Source organism: Pseudomonas nunensis (assembly GCF_024296925.1).
Taxonomy (GTDB): domain Bacteria; phylum Pseudomonadota; class Gammaproteobacteria; order Pseudomonadales; family Pseudomonadaceae; genus Aquipseudomonas; species Aquipseudomonas nunensis.
In genome coordinates, this window is sequence record NZ_CP101125.1 from 7,230,131 (window position 1) to 7,247,277 (window position 17,147).

The 17,147-nt window shown below is 58.6% G+C and carries 16 protein-coding genes and 1 pseudogene; 9 read left to right on the forward strand and 8 right to left on the reverse strand.

What is annotated here, in order from left to right; all coding sequences use genetic code 11:
* Window positions 1-238: 238 nt before the first annotated feature.
* On the forward strand, window positions 239-1,903 hold the full coding sequence (ettA, locus tag NK667_RS32040; protein ID WP_054616675.1) for an energy-dependent translational throttle protein EttA: 1,665 nt from the start codon (window positions 239-241) through the stop codon (window positions 1,901-1,903).
* Window positions 1,904-2,066: 163 nt separating this feature from the next.
* Here the strand turns inward: ettA and NK667_RS32045 are convergent, their stop codons facing one another.
* The 4 genes from NK667_RS32045 to NK667_RS32060 form a co-directional block, all read right to left on the reverse strand.
* Complete coding sequence (locus tag NK667_RS32045) at window positions 2,067-2,561, reverse strand: GreA/GreB family elongation factor (RefSeq protein ID WP_054616674.1); 495 nt, start codon at window positions 2,559-2,561, stop codon at window positions 2,067-2,069.
* A 70-nt stretch (window positions 2,562-2,631) separates the two neighbouring features.
* On the reverse strand, window positions 2,632-2,988 hold the full coding sequence (locus NK667_RS32050) for a hypothetical protein (RefSeq protein ID WP_054616673.1): 357 nt from the start codon (window positions 2,986-2,988) through the stop codon (window positions 2,632-2,634).
* Between the two features lie 207 nt (window positions 2,989-3,195).
* Entirely contained in the window at window positions 3,196-5,049 is a 1,854-nt protein-coding gene (locus tag NK667_RS32055; protein ID WP_054616672.1) for an Lnb N-terminal periplasmic domain-containing protein, read from the reverse strand.
* 93 nt (window positions 5,050-5,142) lie between these two features.
* Entirely contained in the window at window positions 5,143-5,631 is a 489-nt protein-coding gene (locus NK667_RS32060) for a DUF3015 domain-containing protein (RefSeq protein ID WP_054051400.1), read from the reverse strand.
* Window positions 5,632-5,910: 279 nt separating this feature from the next.
* Here NK667_RS32060 and NK667_RS32065 point away from each other — a divergent pair, with 279 nt between their 5' ends.
* A complete protein-coding gene (locus NK667_RS32065; RefSeq protein ID WP_054616671.1) occupies window positions 5,911-8,349 on the forward strand; it encodes a Lon protease family protein in 2,439 nt (812 codons plus the stop codon).
* A 326-nt stretch (window positions 8,350-8,675) separates the two neighbouring features.
* Window positions 8,676-9,017, forward strand: coding sequence for a PA4575 family protein (locus tag NK667_RS32070; RefSeq protein WP_054051392.1), 342 nt, complete (start codon window positions 8,676-8,678; stop codon window positions 9,015-9,017).
* On the opposite strand, the gene NK667_RS32075 is transcribed toward NK667_RS32070, so the two are convergent.
* Window positions 9,011-10,840: a hypothetical protein gene (locus tag NK667_RS32075; protein ID WP_054616670.1), complete on the reverse strand. Its 1,830-nt coding sequence runs from the start codon at window positions 10,838-10,840 to the stop codon at window positions 9,011-9,013. The two genes, NK667_RS32070 and NK667_RS32075, sit on opposite strands and share 7 nt — an antisense overlap.
* Window positions 10,841-11,000: 160 nt before the next feature.
* On the opposite strand from NK667_RS32075, the gene NK667_RS32080 reads away from it, so the two are divergent.
* The 3 genes from NK667_RS32080 to NK667_RS32090 all read left to right on the forward strand — a co-directional run bounded on the left by NK667_RS32080 (window position 11,001) and on the right by NK667_RS32090 (window position 12,740).
* Window positions 11,001-11,489: a TIGR00645 family protein gene (locus tag NK667_RS32080; RefSeq protein WP_054051388.1), complete on the forward strand. Its 489-nt coding sequence runs from the start codon at window positions 11,001-11,003 to the stop codon at window positions 11,487-11,489.
* Between the two features lie 209 nt (window positions 11,490-11,698).
* Window positions 11,699-12,010: a DUF6482 family protein gene (locus NK667_RS32085; protein ID WP_054051386.1), complete on the forward strand. Its 312-nt coding sequence runs from the start codon at window positions 11,699-11,701 to the stop codon at window positions 12,008-12,010.
* Window positions 12,011-12,122: 112 nt separating this feature from the next.
* Window positions 12,123-12,740, forward strand: a complete 618-nt coding sequence (locus NK667_RS32090; RefSeq protein ID WP_054051384.1) for a BamJ family beta-barrel-assembly machinery protein — start codon at window positions 12,123-12,125, stop codon at window positions 12,738-12,740.
* Window positions 12,741-12,866: 126 nt separating this feature from the next.
* On the opposite strand, the gene NK667_RS32095 is transcribed toward NK667_RS32090, so the two are convergent.
* The 3 genes from NK667_RS32095 to NK667_RS32105 all read right to left on the reverse strand — a co-directional run bounded on the left by NK667_RS32095 (window position 12,867) and on the right by NK667_RS32105 (window position 14,819).
* Window positions 12,867-13,124, reverse strand: coding sequence for a PA4570 family protein (locus tag NK667_RS32095; RefSeq protein WP_054051383.1), 258 nt, complete (start codon window positions 13,122-13,124; stop codon window positions 12,867-12,869).
* Between the two features lie 204 nt (window positions 13,125-13,328).
* The gene (locus tag NK667_RS32100) at window positions 13,329-13,670 is read right to left on the reverse strand and encodes a zinc ribbon domain-containing protein YjdM (protein WP_010467527.1); all 342 of its coding nucleotides are present in this window, start codon (window positions 13,668-13,670) and stop codon (window positions 13,329-13,331) included.
* Window positions 13,671-13,850: 180 nt separating this feature from the next.
* Complete coding sequence (locus tag NK667_RS32105) at window positions 13,851-14,819, reverse strand: polyprenyl synthetase family protein (RefSeq protein ID WP_054051381.1); 969 nt, start codon at window positions 14,817-14,819, stop codon at window positions 13,851-13,853.
* A gap of 240 nt (window positions 14,820-15,059) precedes the next feature.
* Between NK667_RS32105 and rplU the strand changes: the two genes are divergently transcribed.
* From rplU to cgtA, 3 genes and pseudogenes are all read left to right on the forward strand, one after another.
* Window positions 15,060-15,374: a 50S ribosomal protein L21 gene (rplU, locus tag NK667_RS32110; protein WP_003176051.1), complete on the forward strand. Its 315-nt coding sequence runs from the start codon at window positions 15,060-15,062 to the stop codon at window positions 15,372-15,374.
* Window positions 15,375-15,408: 34 nt separating this feature from the next.
* Complete coding sequence (rpmA, locus tag NK667_RS32115; protein ID WP_046048788.1) at window positions 15,409-15,684, forward strand: 50S ribosomal protein L27; 276 nt, start codon at window positions 15,409-15,411, stop codon at window positions 15,682-15,684.
* Between the two features lie 194 nt (window positions 15,685-15,878).
* Window positions 15,879-17,103, forward strand: a pseudogene (cgtA, locus tag NK667_RS32120) (Obg family GTPase CgtA).
* Window positions 17,104-17,147: the final 44 nt, after the last annotated feature.

Consider the following 17,147-nt stretch of genomic DNA (forward strand, 5'->3'; position numbering starts at 1 on the left):
GCCGGACGCCCGGAGGGCGGCTAGCATGCCTTGAGTTGTGGCTAAGTGCCAGCCCCTCCCTGCTGGACTGCCATCGGTCATTCAGGTAGCTTTGCCGGTTACGCGGGAGCGTTCCAGCTCCTAGAATCAGGTTTTTTCAGCGCGCGCGCATTGATGCTTATCAAGCGACGACGCGCACAGCCTGGCCGGGCTTTGCCTGCGCTCCAATCATTCATCTGTCACTGACCCAAGGTTCTCCATGGCTCAATACGTCTTCACCATGCATCGGCTGGGCAAAGTTGTTCCGCCGAAGCGGGAAATCCTGAAAAACATTTCGCTGTCCTTCTTCCCCGGCGCCAAGATCGGCGTACTCGGCCTCAACGGTTCGGGTAAATCCACGCTGCTGAAAATCATGGCTGGCGTCGACACCGAGTTCGAGGGCGAAGCCCGTCCGATGCCGGAGCTGAACATCGGCTACCTGCCGCAGGAACCAATCCTGGATCCGACCAAGACCGTGCGTGAAGTGGTCGAGGAAGCGGTCAGCGTGATCAAGAACGCCCAGGCACGCCTGGACGAGGTCTACGCGGCTTACGCTGAAGAAGATGCCGACTTCGACAAACTGGCGGCTGAACAGGCCAAGCTCGAAGCCATCCTGCAAGCCAGCGACGGTCACAACCTGGATCGCCAACTGGAAGTCGCCGCCGATGCGCTGCGTCTGCCGGCGTGGGATGCCAAGGTCGAATTCCTGTCCGGTGGTGAAAAGCGTCGTGTGGCCCTGTGCCGCCTGCTGCTGTCCGCCCCCGACATGTTGCTGCTCGACGAACCGACCAACCACTTGGACGCCGATTCCGTCGCCTGGCTGGAGCACTTCCTGCACGACTTCCCGGGCACCGTGGTAGCGATCACGCACGACCGTTACTTCCTGGACAACGTTGCCGGCTGGATCCTCGAGCTCGACCGCGGCGCCGGTATCCCTTACGAGGGCAACTATTCGGGTTGGCTTGAAGCCAAGTCCGATCGTCTGGCTGCCGAATCCAAGCAGCAGTCGGCCCACGAAAAAGCCATGAAGGAAGAACTGGAGTGGGTGCGCAAAGGCGCCAAGGCCCGCCAGTCCAAATCCAAGGCTCGTCTGCAACGCTTCGAAGAAATGCAATCGCAGGAATTCCAGAAGCGCAGCGAAACCAACGAGATCTACATCCCGGCCGGTCCGCGCCTGGGTGACAAGGTCATCGAATTCAAGAACGTCACCAAGGGCTACGGCGATCGCGTGTTGATCGACAACCTGTCGTTCTCCATGCCGAAGGGCGCCATCGTCGGCGTGATCGGCGGTAACGGTGCGGGTAAATCCACGCTGTTCCGCATGCTGATGGGCAAGGAACAACCGGATTCGGGCAGCATCGAAGTCGGCGAAACCGTGCAACTGGCGTGCGTCGATCAAAGCCGCGAAGACCTGGACGGCAGCAAGACTGTATTCCAGCAAATCTCCGACGGTTCGGATCAGATCCGCATCGGCAACTACGAGATTCCGTCGCGTACTTACGTCGGTCGCTTCAACTTCAAGGGTGGCGATCAGCAGAAGTTCGTCAAGGACCTGTCCGGTGGTGAGCGCGGTCGCTTGCACCTGGCCCTGACCCTGAAGGAGGGTGGCAACGTCCTGCTGCTCGACGAACCGTCCAACGACCTCGACGTTGAAACCCTGCGTTCCCTGGAAGAAGCCCTGCTGGACTTCCCGGGCGCCGCCATTGTGATCTCTCACGATCGGTGGTTCCTTGACCGCGTCGCGACTCACATCCTGGCGTACGAAGACGACTCGCAAGCGATCTTCTTTGAAGGTAACTACACCGAGTACGAAGCGGATCGTAAAAAGCGCCTCGGCGAAGCGGCTGCCCAGCCGCACCGTGTACGGCACAAGAAACTGGCCTGATATCGGGTTGGTTGCATGAAAAAACGGAGCCTTCAGGGGCTCCGTTTTTTTTATGGGCTTTATTCAGGCAGACCGAGGAGCGGCATTCGCGAGCAAGCCCGCTCCCACATTTGGAATGCATTCCCCTGTAGGAGCGGGCTTGCTCGCGAAGACGGCCTCAAAATCACCCCACTTCTATGCCCAAAACCTCAATCACCAAATCCCCCGCCGGCCGCTTCCACAGCACCTCATCCCCCACCTGCGCGCCCAACAATGCCCGCCCCAGCGGCGAACCCCAATTGATCAACCCACTGGCAGCATCCGCCTGATCCTCGCCCACCAACTGCACGCGCTGCTCATTGCCCTGTTCATCAGAAAAGGTCACCCAAGCGCCAATCTGCACTTTGTCAGTCGAGGAGGCCGGGACCACCAATTGAGCGCTTTGCAGGCGCTGGTTGAAATACCGCCAGTCCCGTTCAAGATCAGCTTGGCGTTGCTTGTCGGCCAGTTCACCTTTCGCGCCTTGCTCATTCAGCAGGCTCTGCAGCTCGGCGAGTTTCGCTTGTAGCTGGGCGAGGCCGGCGGGGGTGACGTAGTTGGGTTGCGCGCTGACCTGCCGTTCGACTGGCTGATCGGCTTGCGCGGCGGCGTTATCTTCATTGACGAAAGCACGGCTCATGGTTTTCTCCCGTTATAGGGTTTGGGCCATGCTCGCAGGGATTAAGTTTCGACGGATGTCTGCCAGCGACTCAGGGCGAGCGATACGCTCGGGCGGCGTCCTGGTCTTTCTGTTGCTGCCAGGCTCGGTCGCGGTCGTCCCAATGGTGACTGCGATAGTCCTCGCGATCGCGGTTTTCCAGCATCGCCTGGCACTGGCGGAAGCCATCGCTCCAGCCCTCGGCGTACTGTTTGTCCTTGAGATAGCGCGGGACGTTTTTGCGAAACTCACCGGTCATCGCCCCGGCCGCCTGACGACCACTGACGCAACCGTCATCGAAGCCGTCAGCGAATGCCGGCGGGTAACCCTTGGCGATCAGATCTTCGTGGGTCGACTGGCAACCCGCGCACAACAGCAACAACCCCATTACACCCACACAACGCCACATCTCGGACTCCCGGCCGTTTGACGGCCTATAAGGGAAGTCTAGAAGTCGATTCGTCAGGCGTTTGTGAAAGGGCTGTGATTAATCCGTTGGATGGCACGAATCTCCCTGTGGGAGCGGGCTTGCTCGCGAATGCAATGTGTCAGTCACCGTAGATGTTGACTGACACACCGCTTTCGCGAGCAAGCCCGCTCCCACAGGGGTTATGGGTCAGTAGTGATACCACTTCACTTCAAGCATCACTTCGTTCTCGGGGGAGGCGAGGTGGCTGAATTCGCGTTGGGCGCTCAGGCGCAGACCCAGGTTGCGCGACAATTCCCACTGCTGGTTCAAGCTCACGCTGCGGCGCACTTCGCCGTTGGTGAAGAAATCGCCTTTGGTTTCCAGGCTGAAATTGCCCAGCGGGTTTTTCCACAACACGCCACTGTTGAAGCCCGCCGCCGGGGCGACAAATCCGGCGAAGTCGTTGTTGTGTTCGATGCGCACCGTGCCCAAGGCAAACCCGAGCATGTCTTCGCCGAGTTGCCAGGTCCCGCCGGCACCGCCGTTGACGTGGCTGACCAGGGTTTCATCGTCATGTTTGCCTGGCACCCGTTCCAGGCCGCCGGTGACTTGCCAGGACAGCGGCTGCAACAGCTCATTGCGCGGGGTCAGGGAGCGGATGGTCGCCAGGTCCAGTTGCTGCAATTGCCAGTGATTGCCTTCGTACTGGCGCAGTTTCATTTGCAGGATTTCAATCTGCGCGCCCAGCGGAAAGCTCTCGGCGTTGTCGTTGAGATCGTGATAGGCCATGCGCAAGCCGTACTCGCCGAAAGCCTTGTCGCCCCGGGTGCCGATACCGGCCTGCCAGGTGCGGGATTCGTGACCGTCTTCAGGCAAACCTGGACGCGGGATGTCCAGCTCTGGCGGCGGGTTCTGGTTGATCGCGCGCAGCAGTTCGAAACTGCGCTGAGCCCGTTGCGGATCGCGCTCCTGGCCATTGGCGCGGTAGCGTTCAAGTCGGTAGGCCGCGTCGATGATCAGTGCTTGGCGATCCTTGGACTGCGCTTTGAAGGCAGGGTCTTGCAGTCGTTTTTGATCGGCGCTGACTTTCAGCACCCAATCCTGTTCTTCACCGTTCAGCGGCTCGGCGCGGCTCAGCAATTCACGCTCGCGGGACGGGCGATATTGGATTGATTCCACCAACCCGGCTTCTTTCACGGCTTTGACGGTATCGGTCGGGATCGCCGTCAGCGGGAATTGTTCGGTCAGACGCAAGCTTGGCCGCGCCACTTGCAGTAATTCGAGCAGGCGATACGAGCAGTTTTCGTCGAAGAAGAAATAGTCGAACTGGATCTGCTTGAGTTCCCAGACGTGCTCGACCATGCGCTCGGTTTCTTGCTGGGTCAGGTTGAGCCGGTATTCCCACAGGTCGCGGTTCTCGAGGCTGCGGTATTCGGACAATTTTTCCTGATACGGCACCAGCGCAAACAAACCCGGATAGCCGCCCATCAAACCTTTCCAGGCATACAGGATGCTGTTGTCCGAACCTTCGATGTAAGCGCCGAAGTTGATCGCGTAACTGAGCAGGGCGGTCTGGTCGCTTTGCACATTGGCCTGGTCGATGCGCAACAGGGTGTGGCCGAACATCGAGGACGGACTGTTGAGGTACGCCGCCGGGAAAATCATCACCGCGCTGTGGGGCGCGACATCCTTGAACCATTGCGTGAATTCGGCGCAGTCCAGCTTCGGCAAATCGCTCAGGTTGAGTTGTGCCTTGAGCCAGCGAGTGCGCGCCGGATAAACACATTGCGCATGTTTTTCGCCGGCGCTGGCGGGGGCGTACAACGCCTGTACCGTTGCGGCCAGTTCACGGTCCGGGTGTTCATTGCCGTCGGCGGCGAGGAAGAACTTCTTGTCGCTGACATAGCTGCGCCAGCCGCCAAGTTTGGCGGTTTCGTAATGACCCAGGGAAATCCAGAAAGGGTCGTTGGCCAGTTGCTGCAAACGTTGATCGTCGATGTGTGGCGCGGCGGACAGCGGGGCGCAGACACAGAGCGCCAGCCAGGCAAGGCGTTTGAGCATAGTGGGCAACTTAAGTCGGAAGAAACAAAGACCCAAAGAGGGGCAGGTCCAAAAAACAAAAGCCGCTCCCCGAAAGGAGCGGTTGGTTCGAGCTTAAGCTTGAGTGGCGTACTTGGCCAGACGAGGATCGCTCTTCAGGACGGCCAGGGTGTTGGTATGCACGTCGTCAGCGGTCACGTCAGCTTTGCTGAAGATCTGCTGAAAGTGCTCGTGAGTCACAGCGGCGAAGTGCGCGCGATCTTCCGGCGCCACGCCCAGTACCACGGCATAGGTAGTCAGCGCTTCGCCGTTACCTTTGGCCATGTCTTCGGACAGCTCGTTCATCATGCCATTCATGGCAATCCAGGATTTGCCGCCATAGGTCAGCGCCGCGTTGGTCGAGCAACCGTTGGTACCGGAAGTCATACCAAATGTTGCGTTACCCGAGGTGCCGTTCGTGGTGGATGCCAGGAAGTGAGCCGGGGTGCCGCGCTGTCCTTCGAACAGCATGTTGCCCCAACCACAATCCGGGCCGCCTGGCGCTTGAGCCATAGCATTGAGGGATACAACGGTGAAGAGAGTACCGAGAAGAATCCGTTTCATAGCTTTGTTCTCTTTGTGTGCATACCAATGGACAAGGGGTTCTGGTGCCAACTCGACACCAGTGGGCCGGTTATTAGTTCCAGCCGCGCAGTTTGGAGTTTAGGCACGTTCCAAGGGTTCCGTGATTTTTTCCAAAACATTCGCGGTAAACATTGATTTGCCCCCGCCCCGCCGGGCGATGGTGGTTTGTCTATGCTTTGACTTGAGGCGCGCCTTGCCAGTCGGGTATGGGCAGCGCCAGAATGCCGCTATCTGCCCCGCCTGATGTAAGGAAGCCCGATGCCTGATCCTGTTGCTGCCAGCTTGCGTCTAGCGCCCGAAGCGCTGACCCGTCCGTTTTCCGCTGAACAGTTCAGCTTCTCTACCACCAATGATCTGGAGCCCTTCCGCGGTGTGCTTGGCCAGGAACGTGCTGTTGAAGCCTTGCAGTTTGGTGTGGCCATGCCACGCCCCGGTTACAACGTTTTCGTCATGGGCGAGCCCGGCACTGGCCGTTTCTCGTTCGTCAAACGCTACCTGAAAGCCGAAGGCAAGCGCCTGCAGACCCCGGCGGACTGGGTCTACGTCAATAATTTCGATGAACCGCGCGAACCCCGTGCCCTGGAATTGCCATCCGGCACCGCCGGCGCATTCATCGGCGACATCAACGGCCTGATCGACAACCTGCTGGCAACGTTTCCGGCCGTGTTCGAGCACCCGTCCTACCAGCAAAAGAAAAGCGCCATCGACCGCGCCTTCAACCAGCGCTACGACAAGGCGCTGGACATCATCGAGCGCCTGGCATTGGAGAAGGAAGTCGCGCTGTATCGCGACGCGAGCAACATTGCGTTCACCCCGATGAGCGAAGGCAAGGCGCTGGATGAAGCCGAGTTCGCGCAATTGCCGGAAGCCGATCGCGAGCGTTTTCACGAAGACATTTCCGGTCTGGAAGAGCGTCTGAACGAAGAACTCGCCAGCCTGCCGCAATGGAAGCGCGAGTCGAGCAATCAACTGCGCCAGCTCAACGAAGAAACCATCACCCTGGCCTTGCAGCCGTTGCTTTCGCCGTTGTCGGAGAAATACGCCGAGAACGCCGCGGTGTGCGGTTACCTGCAAGCAATGCAGGTTTACCTGCTGAAAACCGTGGTCGAGCAATTGGTCGACGACAGCAAGGTCGATGCCGTCGCGCGCAAGATGCTCGAAGAGCAATACGCGCCAAGCCTGGTGGTCGGACATTCGGCCAGCGGCGGCGCACCGGTGGTGTTCGAACCGCACCCGACTTACGAAAACCTGTTCGGCCGTATCGAATACAGCACCGATCAGGGAGCGCTCTACACGACGTATCGGCAGCTGCGCCCGGGTGCATTGCATCGGGCCAACGGCGGCTTCCTGATTCTTGAAGCGGAAAAAATGCTCAGCGAGCCGTTCGTGTGGGATGCGCTCAAGCGCGCCCTGCAATCGCGCAAACTGAAAATGGAATCGCCGCTCGGTGAACTCGGGCGTCTGGCCACCGTGACCCTGACTCCGCAGCACATTCCGTTGCAGGTCAAAGTCATCATCATCGGCGCCCGGCAGCTCTACTACACGCTGCAAGACCTCGATCCGGACTTCCAGGAGATGTTCCGCGTCCTGGTGGACTTCGACGAAGACATCCCTATGGTCGACGAGAGCCTGGAGCAGTTCGCCCAGTTGCTCAAGACTCGCACTTCCGAAGAAGGCATGGCACCGCTGACCGCCGATGCGGTGGCGCGTCTGGCGACCTACAGCGCACGTCTGGCGGAACACCAGGGGCGTTTGTCGGCGCGCATTGGCGACCTGTTCCAACTGGTCAGCGAGGCGGATTTCATTCGTCACCTGGCGGGTGATGAAATGACCGATGCCGGGCACATCGAGCGTGCGCTCAAGGCCAAGGCGACCCGCACCGGGCGCGTCTCGGCGCGGATTCTCGACGACATGCTGGCCGGGATCATCCTGATCGATACCGATGGCGCGGCAGTCGGCAAGTGCAACGGGCTGACGGTGCTGGAAGTCGGTGACTCGGCGTTCGGCGTGCCGGCGCGGATTTCCGCCACGGTGTATCCGGGTGGCAGCGGGATTGTCGACATCGAGCGTGAGGTCAACCTGGGCCAGCCGATTCACTCCAAAGGCGTGATGATCCTCACCGGGTATCTGGGCAGCCGTTATGCGCAGGAATTCCCGCTGGCGATTTCCGCGAGCATCGCGCTGGAGCAGTCCTACGGCTATGTCGATGGTGACAGTGCGTCGTTGGGCGAAGCGTGCACGCTGATCTCGGCGCTGTCGAAAACACCACTCAAGCAGTGCTTTGCGATCACCGGTTCGATCAACCAGTTCGGTGAAGTGCAGGCGGTGGGCGGGGTCAACGAGAAGATCGAAGGCTTCTTCCGCCTCTGCGAGGCTCGCGGCTTGACCGGTGAGCAAGGGGCGATCATTCCCCAGGCTAACGTGGCGACGTTGATGCTCGACGAGAAAGTGCTGGCGGCAGTGCGCGCGGGGCAGTTCCATGTCTACGCGGTCCGCCAGGCTGACGAAGCCCTGAGCTTGTTGGTGGGCGAGCCGGCCGGTTCGCCGGACGAGAACGGCGAATTCCCTGAAGGCAGCGTCAATGCGCGAGTCGTGGAACGCCTGCGAGTGATCGCGGAAATGATCAGCGAGGAGGACCTCAAGGAAGCCGAGAAGGAGATTGCGCTGGAAGCGTTGGTCGAGGCCAAGCCTGCCTGATCTGAGTTCACGCCAAACCCCTGTGGGAGCGGGCTTGCTCGCGAATGCAATCTGTCAGCCGACATCGATGTTGGCTGACACTCCGCCTTCGCGAGCAAGCCCGCTCCCACTTTTTTTATGCATTGGTGAAATCGACAATCAGTAGAAAAAGTGCCATCAGTCTGACGTCAATATTCACACAATGACCGCTCGGCGCCTTCTGGTTTCGCTTTGCTTGCGATACGAACTTTTCTTCTATTCTCAGCTCAAGGATAAGGACAGTAATCACTGGATCGAAACAGCCTTCCGATGGAGGCTGAATACCGGATCTACCGAGGGTCGCCGCCATGTCGCGCAACCTCTGCCTCACACGTCAATGCCTGGGCCTTGTGACCCGTATCGAGTGCGCCATCCGCCCATTGGCGGGGGATACGGGCATGTGGACCTTACTCTTCGCCGCCGGAATGGCCGGCGAACAACCTTCCGCCATCAAGGCTCAAGGCCCGTTTCATGGCCCGTTCGTGGCCGAATCGATCCTCGACACGATTGTTGAAAGCCTGACCCTGCATGGCTATGAGCTGGCCGATGATCCGCAAATCTGGAGCCTGCACTTGCAAGCCCAGCTGCGGGAAATCAATGGTGGCCGTAGTCGAAGCCTGGGTGGCTTCGAGTTTCGCCCTGATCATTGATCAGCATCGGGCATCTCGGTTTTGTCGAGTTTGACCTCAAAACCATATTGCACGGTGGCGAGGTCGGTGCGTTGGTAGGTTTCCAGCCGTGTTGGCTGGCCGTAGAAATAATGCACGCCAAATAGCGCGGGGCCTTCTGCGCTCGCGTCATGTGTGACCGAAAGAATCTCTTTCAGATAATTACCGCTGTCGTCCTTGGCGAAAAAGCGCCATTCCTGGGCGGGAAACAGCTTCAGATCGACCACCAGCGCATTGCCTTTGAGTTCCAGACCCTTGGGCAGCTGGTTCGCGTCGAGTGATTTCTGTTCGATCGTGGCCAGGAACAGCGGCATCGAGCCCACCGCGAAAACCGGTGTTTCTGGAAACAGATTCAAATCGTAAGTAATGACCCCGCGCAACGGATCGATCTGGTAAGCCTCGGCCGGCAATTCAATCGGTTCATCGCGCTTACCGTTATCGTCGGCGGTGAAGAACGTGACCGGGCTCTCGCCGGGGCTGAAGGATGAACCGAGCAGCTCATCGTTGAAGCTGCGCGGATGATCGAACTCGATACGCGCCGCACTCGGGTCATCCACCGACTGGGTAATGCTGACACTCTTTTTCAGCTGTTCCTCGCCGAGTGTCGCGCCTTTGAGCCAGATCGGCGCCTGATCGTCGTACACCACCACCGGCAAGCTCAACGGCTGGATGGTTTTTTCGGTGGTGTCGTGATCAAAGCGGCGTATCGGCAGGTTCAGGTCCTTGCGCGTCACGGTGGCGCTGGAGAAGTCCAGCACACTGACTTCGAGCGTCTCGATCGGGCCGTTGAAATACACCTTGGTGTAATGCCGGGTCTGCTGCTTCTCAAACGCTCGCTGGTCTTCATCCAGTTGCTTTTCAAGCGTCTCGGTCCAGGCTTTCTGTTGTTGCAGTTGCGCGAGTTGTTTTTGGTAAAAGGCGATTTGCGCGGCGGTTTCGTTGATCGAACCCGAGCGCGAGAGAAACTGCCCGGTGCTGTCCCTGGCTTGCACGATCAGCGGGTTGAGCGGTGTTTCGCTGACTTCCGGGGCCAGCGGCAAGGCGTTACTGAGTTCGACTTCGGCGTAGTTGGTACCGAGCTTCAGCAGGGTGACGCTGAGGTTGTCGTTGGTGCGGGTCTGGCCAACGTCTTTTTTCGTCAGGTCGAAGCTGTACAGGCGGCGTGGCGCAACCACCTCGACCTTGCCTTGCAGGCTGACCGGTTGTGGCTGGTTCTTGTTTTCCACGTCCAGGCCGTCGATGAATGGGTAAGTTACCGTCAGGTCATCGGGGTTGGTCAGGTTCGAACTCGAAGGGCTCAACTGGATGCCGGGATCGGTTTCCGACCATTCTGGCTGGAAGGGGATGACGCGCTTGTTGCTCAGGGTCACCGATTGCCATTCCAGGCCATGGGGGAAGAGGAAGGCTGCTGGAATGCTGAAGTTGAAGGGGAATACCGGCTGCAGATCGGTCAGGTAATCGGAGCTGGAGTCCTTGTGCAGTACGAAGAGGCCGTTGATGTAGGTGTCCACCAGCGCTTGCGGCGTGGGGTAGTGCTTGAGCACCGCCAGGGCATCTTCGCTGTACTCGGTTTGCAGCGGTTTGCTGTCGAGCTTGAGTTGCGCCCGTTCGAGCAACAGCAGCGAACCGCCCAGTTCGGCGACGGCGTCCTTGAGTTTTGGGTCCGCAATGGCATCCAGGGACTTTTCGAACTGCGCGGTTTTTTCTTCGAGGCTGACCTGGCGCTTCTCATCGCTGGGTGAACATCCGCCGAGCAGCAGCGCGAAGCAAAGTCCGGCACTCGTTAAAGGCAATCGCACATCCATTTCCTGTCTTCCTGTCCGGTGTCGCTAAGCTGTCAATGGTTTGGACACTAGCAGAAAAACCTTGTCACACACGCGCAGGTTGCGGATTTCCGGGCGGTTTCTGGCTGTTACATACGGCTGATATACTCGCGGCCATTTACCAGCCCTTGTGTGAGACTCAATGGAACGCTTTATCGAAAATGCAATGTACGCCTCCCGCTGGCTGCTGGCGCCGATCTACTTCGGACTGTCCCTGGGCTTGTTGGCACTGGCGTTGAAGTTTTTCCAGGAAGTTTTCCATGTCATCCCCAATGTCTTCTCGATGGCGGAATCGGACCTGATCCTGGTGCTGCTGTCGCTGATCGACATGGCGCTGGTGGGCGGCCTGCTGGTGATGGTGATGATCTCCGGTTATGAAAACTTCGTGTCCGAGCTGGACATCGACGAGAACAAAGAGAAGCTCCACTGGCTGGGGACCATGGATTCGTCTTCGCTGAAGATGAAAGTGGCGGCCTCGATCGTGGCGATTTCGTCGATCCACCTGCTGCGGATTTTCATGGACGCCAAGAACGTCGATCCCGAGCATCTGAAGTGGTACGTGATCATCCACATGACCTTCGTGATCTCGGCGTTTGCGATGGGCTACCTGGATAAACTGACCAAGCATTGATCCCACAAGCCCCCTGTGGGAGCGGGCTTGCTCGCGAAAGCGGTGTGTCAGTCAACATCAACAGAGACTGGAAGATTGCATTCGCGAGCAAGCCCGCTCCCACAAAGGCAGGGCGAAACAGACGGGCGGTGCGGTTTGTGGCTTGTGCTTTGAAGCGTCGAGGCATATGCCTGTAGGGGTCTTGATTCGTCACTGTCAGAGGTGCGCTCATGAACCTGCAAGAGCTGAATGCGTATGCCATCGCCGGGAAGGTCGATGAGCTGAACCTGATTTCGCTGGAAGGCGGGATCTATCTGCTGGAAGCGCGGATGCATGGTGCGGCGTATCCGTTGAGCGATACCCGCGGCCAGATGTTTCATCTACGTTCGGTCGAACATGCGCGCGAAGTGCTGCACGCTTTTCCCAAGCTGCAATTCAACCTGGTGCACACCTCGGTTCATGACGAGATGTGCGGACTCGGCGCCAGTGCCGAGGAAAGCCTGAAGGTACCGATTGCCTTCCGGTCGACCTGGCAGAGCTGATCATCACCCTTGCATCTGTGCTAGTCTGCTCGCCCTTTTGGTTCCGGGCGCTCCGGGATGCGCTGTGCTCGCACGGCAAGTTCCAGGGCTGTCCGCACAGCGGAGCAGTGTCATGTCCGAAGTAAATCTGTCCACCGACGAAACCCGCGTCAGCTACGGTATCGGCCGTCAGTTGGGCGACCAACTGCGCGACAACCCGCCACCGGGCGTTAACCTGGACGCCATTCTGGCTGGCCTGACCGACGCGTTCGCCGGCAAGCCAAGCCGTGTGGGCCAGGAAGAAATGTCCGCCAGCTTCAAAGTGATCCGCGAGATCATGCAAGCCGAAGCGGCTGCCAAAGCTGAAGCGGCTGCTGGCGAAGGCCTGGCCTTCCTGGCTGAAAACGCCAAGCGTGACGGCATCACCACCCTGGCTTCCGGCCTGCAATTCGAAGTACTGACTCAAGGTGAAGGCGCCAAGCCGACCCGTGAAGATCAAGTGCGCACTCACTACCACGGCACTCTGATCGACGGCACTGTGTTCGACAGCTCCTACGAGCGCGGCCAGCCTGCAGAATTCCCGGTTGGCGGCGTGATCGCTGGCTGGACCGAAGCCCTGCAACTGATGAATGCCGGCAGCAAATGGCGTCTGTACGTGCCGAGCGAACTGGCTTACGGCGCTCAAGGCGTTGGCAGCATTCCGCCGCACAGCGTACTGGTGTTCGACGTCGAGCTGCTCGACGTACTGTAAGACCTGAACCTGTAAACCTGTAGGAGCGAAGCTTGCTCGCGAAGGCGGTGTCTCAGTCAACGATGATGTTGAATGTGATGGCCTCTTCGCGGGCAAGCCTCGCTCCTACAGGGTTTTGTGCCATCTTCATATTTCAAGCTTATGGTGCAGTTCATGCGACGGGCGCAACGCCCGGGCATAGCAGAACAGAAACAGATTACGCACCAGTTCCTTGAGCACCACCGGCTCGCTGGAACTCAAGCCACTGACGTCCAGGTCACCCTGATCCTGCAGCTCGTTCAAGGCTTCCTCTTCAAGCACCGCACAGACTTCCCCGGTTTCCCGATGCAGGATCCTGAGGTATGGGTGTGGGCGGTCCAGCCAGGCATCGATCAAATAAGTCATGGGTCTCATCTCCATTGATTGGTTTCAATGAGAATAATTCTTATTCATCAAATAGCAAGGGCCTATTGGCGGTTTGTGTTTTTTTCAGGGTAAAGGTTGCGTAAGGTCAAAACGGCTGGCGTTTGGCTACTGCGAGGGATTGCGGGGCGAAGGGGGAGGGTGAAGCACCATCCCACGCCGGGCGCGGGATGGAACACAGCAACTTCAGACTTTTCTGACGAACTCGGATTTGAGCTTCATCGGGCCGATGCCGTCGATCTTGCAGTCGATGTCGTGATCGCCATCGCACAGGCGGATGTTCTTGACCTTGGTGCCGACCTTGACCACCAGGGACGTGCCCTTGACCTTGAGGTCCTTGATCACGGTGATGGTATCGCCGTCCTGCAGGACATTGCCCACCGAATCCTTTTTCACGGTGTCATCGGACGCCGCTTCGGCTTCGCCGCTGGCGGACCACTCGTGGGCGCACTCAGGGCAAATCAGCTGCGCGCCGTCTTCGTAGGTGTATTCGGAATTGCATTTCGGGCAGGGTGGCAACGTGCTCACTAAAGCTCCTTGGATTGAGGATCGCTAAAAGTCGCACATTATATAGGGTTTATACGGAGGAGGGGGTGACACATGATTTGTAGGAGCGAGGCTTGCCCGCGAAGGCGATCTGTCAGCCAACATCAATGTCGACTGATAGACCGCCTTCGCGAGCAAGCTTCGCTCCAACAAGGGCGCGTGTTAGTGCGTGCGGGCTACCGCAAACTCACTCAACTCAACCAGCGCATCGCGATATTCGCTGGCCGGCAGGGCGTCGAGGCATTTGATCGCGCGGGCCACGTAATCGCGGGCCAGCGATGCGGTGTAGTCCAGCGAGCCTGAAGCCTCAACGGCCTCGCGGATGCTTTCCAGGTCTTCGATACCACCTTTCTGGATCGCCTGGCGTACCAGTGCGGCCTGCTCCGGGGTGCCTTCGCGCATGGTGTAGATCAGCGGCAGGGTCGGTTTGCCTTCGGCCAGATCGTCACCGACGTTCTTGCCCAGGGTTTCCGCGTCGCCTTTGTAATCCAGCAGGTCATCGACCAGTTGGAAGGCTACGCCCAGGTGATCACCAAACGTACGCAGGGCTTCAGCCTGTTCAGCGGTGGCTTCGCACAGGGCGGCGGCGCTATGGGTCGAGGCCTCGAAGAGCATCGCAGTCTTGCCGCGGATGACTTCCATGTAGGTTTCTTCGGTGGTGCTGGCGTCGCGGATCTTCGACAGCTGCAGCACTTCGCCTTCGGCAATGATCCGCGTGGCCTGCGAGAGGATCTTCATCACTGGCATGGAGCCTAGTTCGACCATCATTTCGAAGGAGCGCGAATACAGGAAGTCGCCCACCAGCACGCTCGGGGCGTTGCCCCACATGGCGTTGGCGGTCGAACGGCCACGGCGCATGCCGGACATGTCGACCACGTCGTCATGCAGCAGGGTGGCGGTGTGCAGGAACTCGATAGTGGCGGCCAGCAGGCGCAGGTCATCGCCTTCGCGACCCAGTGCCTTGCCACACAGCAACACTAATAGAGGACGCAGGCGTTTACCGCCCGCCGAGGTAATGTAGTCGCCGATTTTCGATACCAGCGGCACTCGGGAAGTCAGCTGCTTCTTGATGATGCCGTCGACGGCGCTAAAATCGTCCGCCACCGCGCGGTAGAAAGCTTGGGGTTGCATCAGCGACAGTTGCTCCAGAAGGGTTGCGCGGCATGCTAGGACCCACGTCCGCAGGTGTCAAGGTACGATGGACGGCCTCTTGCATCGCCAAGTCAGCTTGCGTACAATCGCGCACCCTGAACTTCCTGGGCAGCACCTGCCTTACGCAATTGCAATCAGGCCTTCCAGCCTTATGCAGCCATGCCAGCCAATACCTCTTCTTATAAAGAGCTGGGTGAGCAGGATTATCGGAGAAATACCATGTCGTACGCAGTAATTGTTACTGGTGGCAAGCAATACAAGGTCGCCCCAGGTGAATACCTGAAGATCGAAAAACTGGAAATCGCTACTGGCGAATCCGTGACTTTTGATCGCGTTCTGTTGGTCGCCAATGGCGATGACGTGAACATCGGCGCTCCAGTTGTTGCAGGCGCTACCGTTGTGGCTGAAGTGATCTCCCAAGGTCGTCACGATAAAGTCCGCATCATCAAGTTCCGTCGTCGTAAGCACCACATGAAGCGTATGGGCCACCGCCAGTGGTACACCGAGATCAAAATCACCGGTATTCAGGCTTAATTTCAGCCTAATTCCTCACTAGGAGAATTGACTCATGGCACACAAAAAAGCTGGTGGTAGTACCCGTAACGGTCGCGACTCAGAAGCCAAACGCCTTGGCGTGAAGATGTATGGCGGCCAGGTTATCATTCCGGGCAACATCATCGTGCGTCAGCGCGGCACCCAATTCCACGCTGGTTACGGCGTTGGCATGGGTAAAGATCACACTCTGTTCGCTAAAATCGACGGCGTGATCAAGTTTGAAGTAAAAGGCGCTTTCAACCGCCGTTACGTAAGCATTGTTCCGAAGACTGCAGTCGTCGCGGCATAATTACGTAGTTGCTGGAAAAGCCCTGTCTCGCGACGGGGCTTTTTCGTTTGTGGGGTGAGTCTCTTGCAAAGCTGTTTGTGATGGGTGATAGCAGCGGGATTTGCGGTAGTTGCTTGAGGTCGCTGCGCTCATTTTTGCAAGAGTCTTATGTCTAGTTTTTTTCGGCTCGTCCGTATGACGAGAGGCGTTTTGTTATGAAGTTTGTTGATGAAGTATCGATTCGAGTAAAGGCCGGTGACGGCGGCAACGGTTGCATGAGCTTCCGTCGCGAAAAATTCATTGAAAACGGTGGCCCGAACGGCGGTGATGGCGGTGATGGCGGCTCGGTCTACATGGTCGCCGACGAAAACCTCAACACCCTGGTGGACTACCGTTACACCCGGCACTTCGATGCCGAGCGTGGTTCCAACGGCGGCAGCACCGACTGCACCGGCAAGAAAGGTGAAGAATTGGTACTGCGCGTACCGGTCGGCACCACCGTTATCGACTCTGCAACCCAGGAAATCATCGGCGACCTGACCAAGGCCGGCCAGCGTCTGCTGGTGGCTCATGGCGGCTGGCACGGTCTGGGTAACACCCGTTTCAAATCCAGTACCAACCGGGCTCCACGCCAGACCACTCCGGGTAAGCCGGGTGAGGCGCGTGACCTGAAGCTGGAAATGAAGGTATTGGCTGACGTTGGTCTGCTGGGCTTGCCGAACGCCGGTAAAAGTACCCTGATCCGCGCCGTATCGGCTGCCAAGCCGAAAGTTGCTGACTACCCGTTCACCACTCTGGTGCCGAACCTGGGTGTGGTCAGCGTCGATCGCTGGAAAAGCTTCGTTGTCGCCGACATTCCGGGTCTGATCGAGGGTGCTTCCGACGGCGCGGGCCTGGGGATTCGCTTCCTCAAGCACTTGTCGCGTACCCGTCTGTTGCTGCACCTCGTGGACATGGCGCCGCTGGATGACACCAGTGCGCCGGACGCTGCAGAAGTGATCGTCAGCGAGCTGACCAAGTTCAGCCCGTCCCTGGCTGAGCGTGATCGTTGGTTGGTGCTGAATAAGTGCGACCAGATCCTTGAGGAAGAGCACGAAGAGCGCGTCAAGGAAATCGTTGATCGCCTGGAATGGACTGGCCCGGTCTACGTGATCTCCGCGATCTCCAAGCTCGGTACTGAGCGTCTGTGCCACGACATCATGCGTTACCTGGAAGATCGTGCTGATCGTCTGGCTGCTGACCCGGCCTACAAAGAAGAAGCTGGCCGAACTCGATCAGCGCATCGAAGATGAAGCCCGTGCCCAGTTGCAGGCCTTGGATGACCAGCGTGCCCTGCGCCGTAGCGGCGTGAAGTCGGTCCATGACATCGGCGACGATGATTGGGATGAAGAAGATGTGGATGATGAAGACGGTCCGGAAATCATTTACGTGCGTGACTGATTCGTTGCGATAAACTTGAACGCCGCTCACTGGAGCGGCGTTTT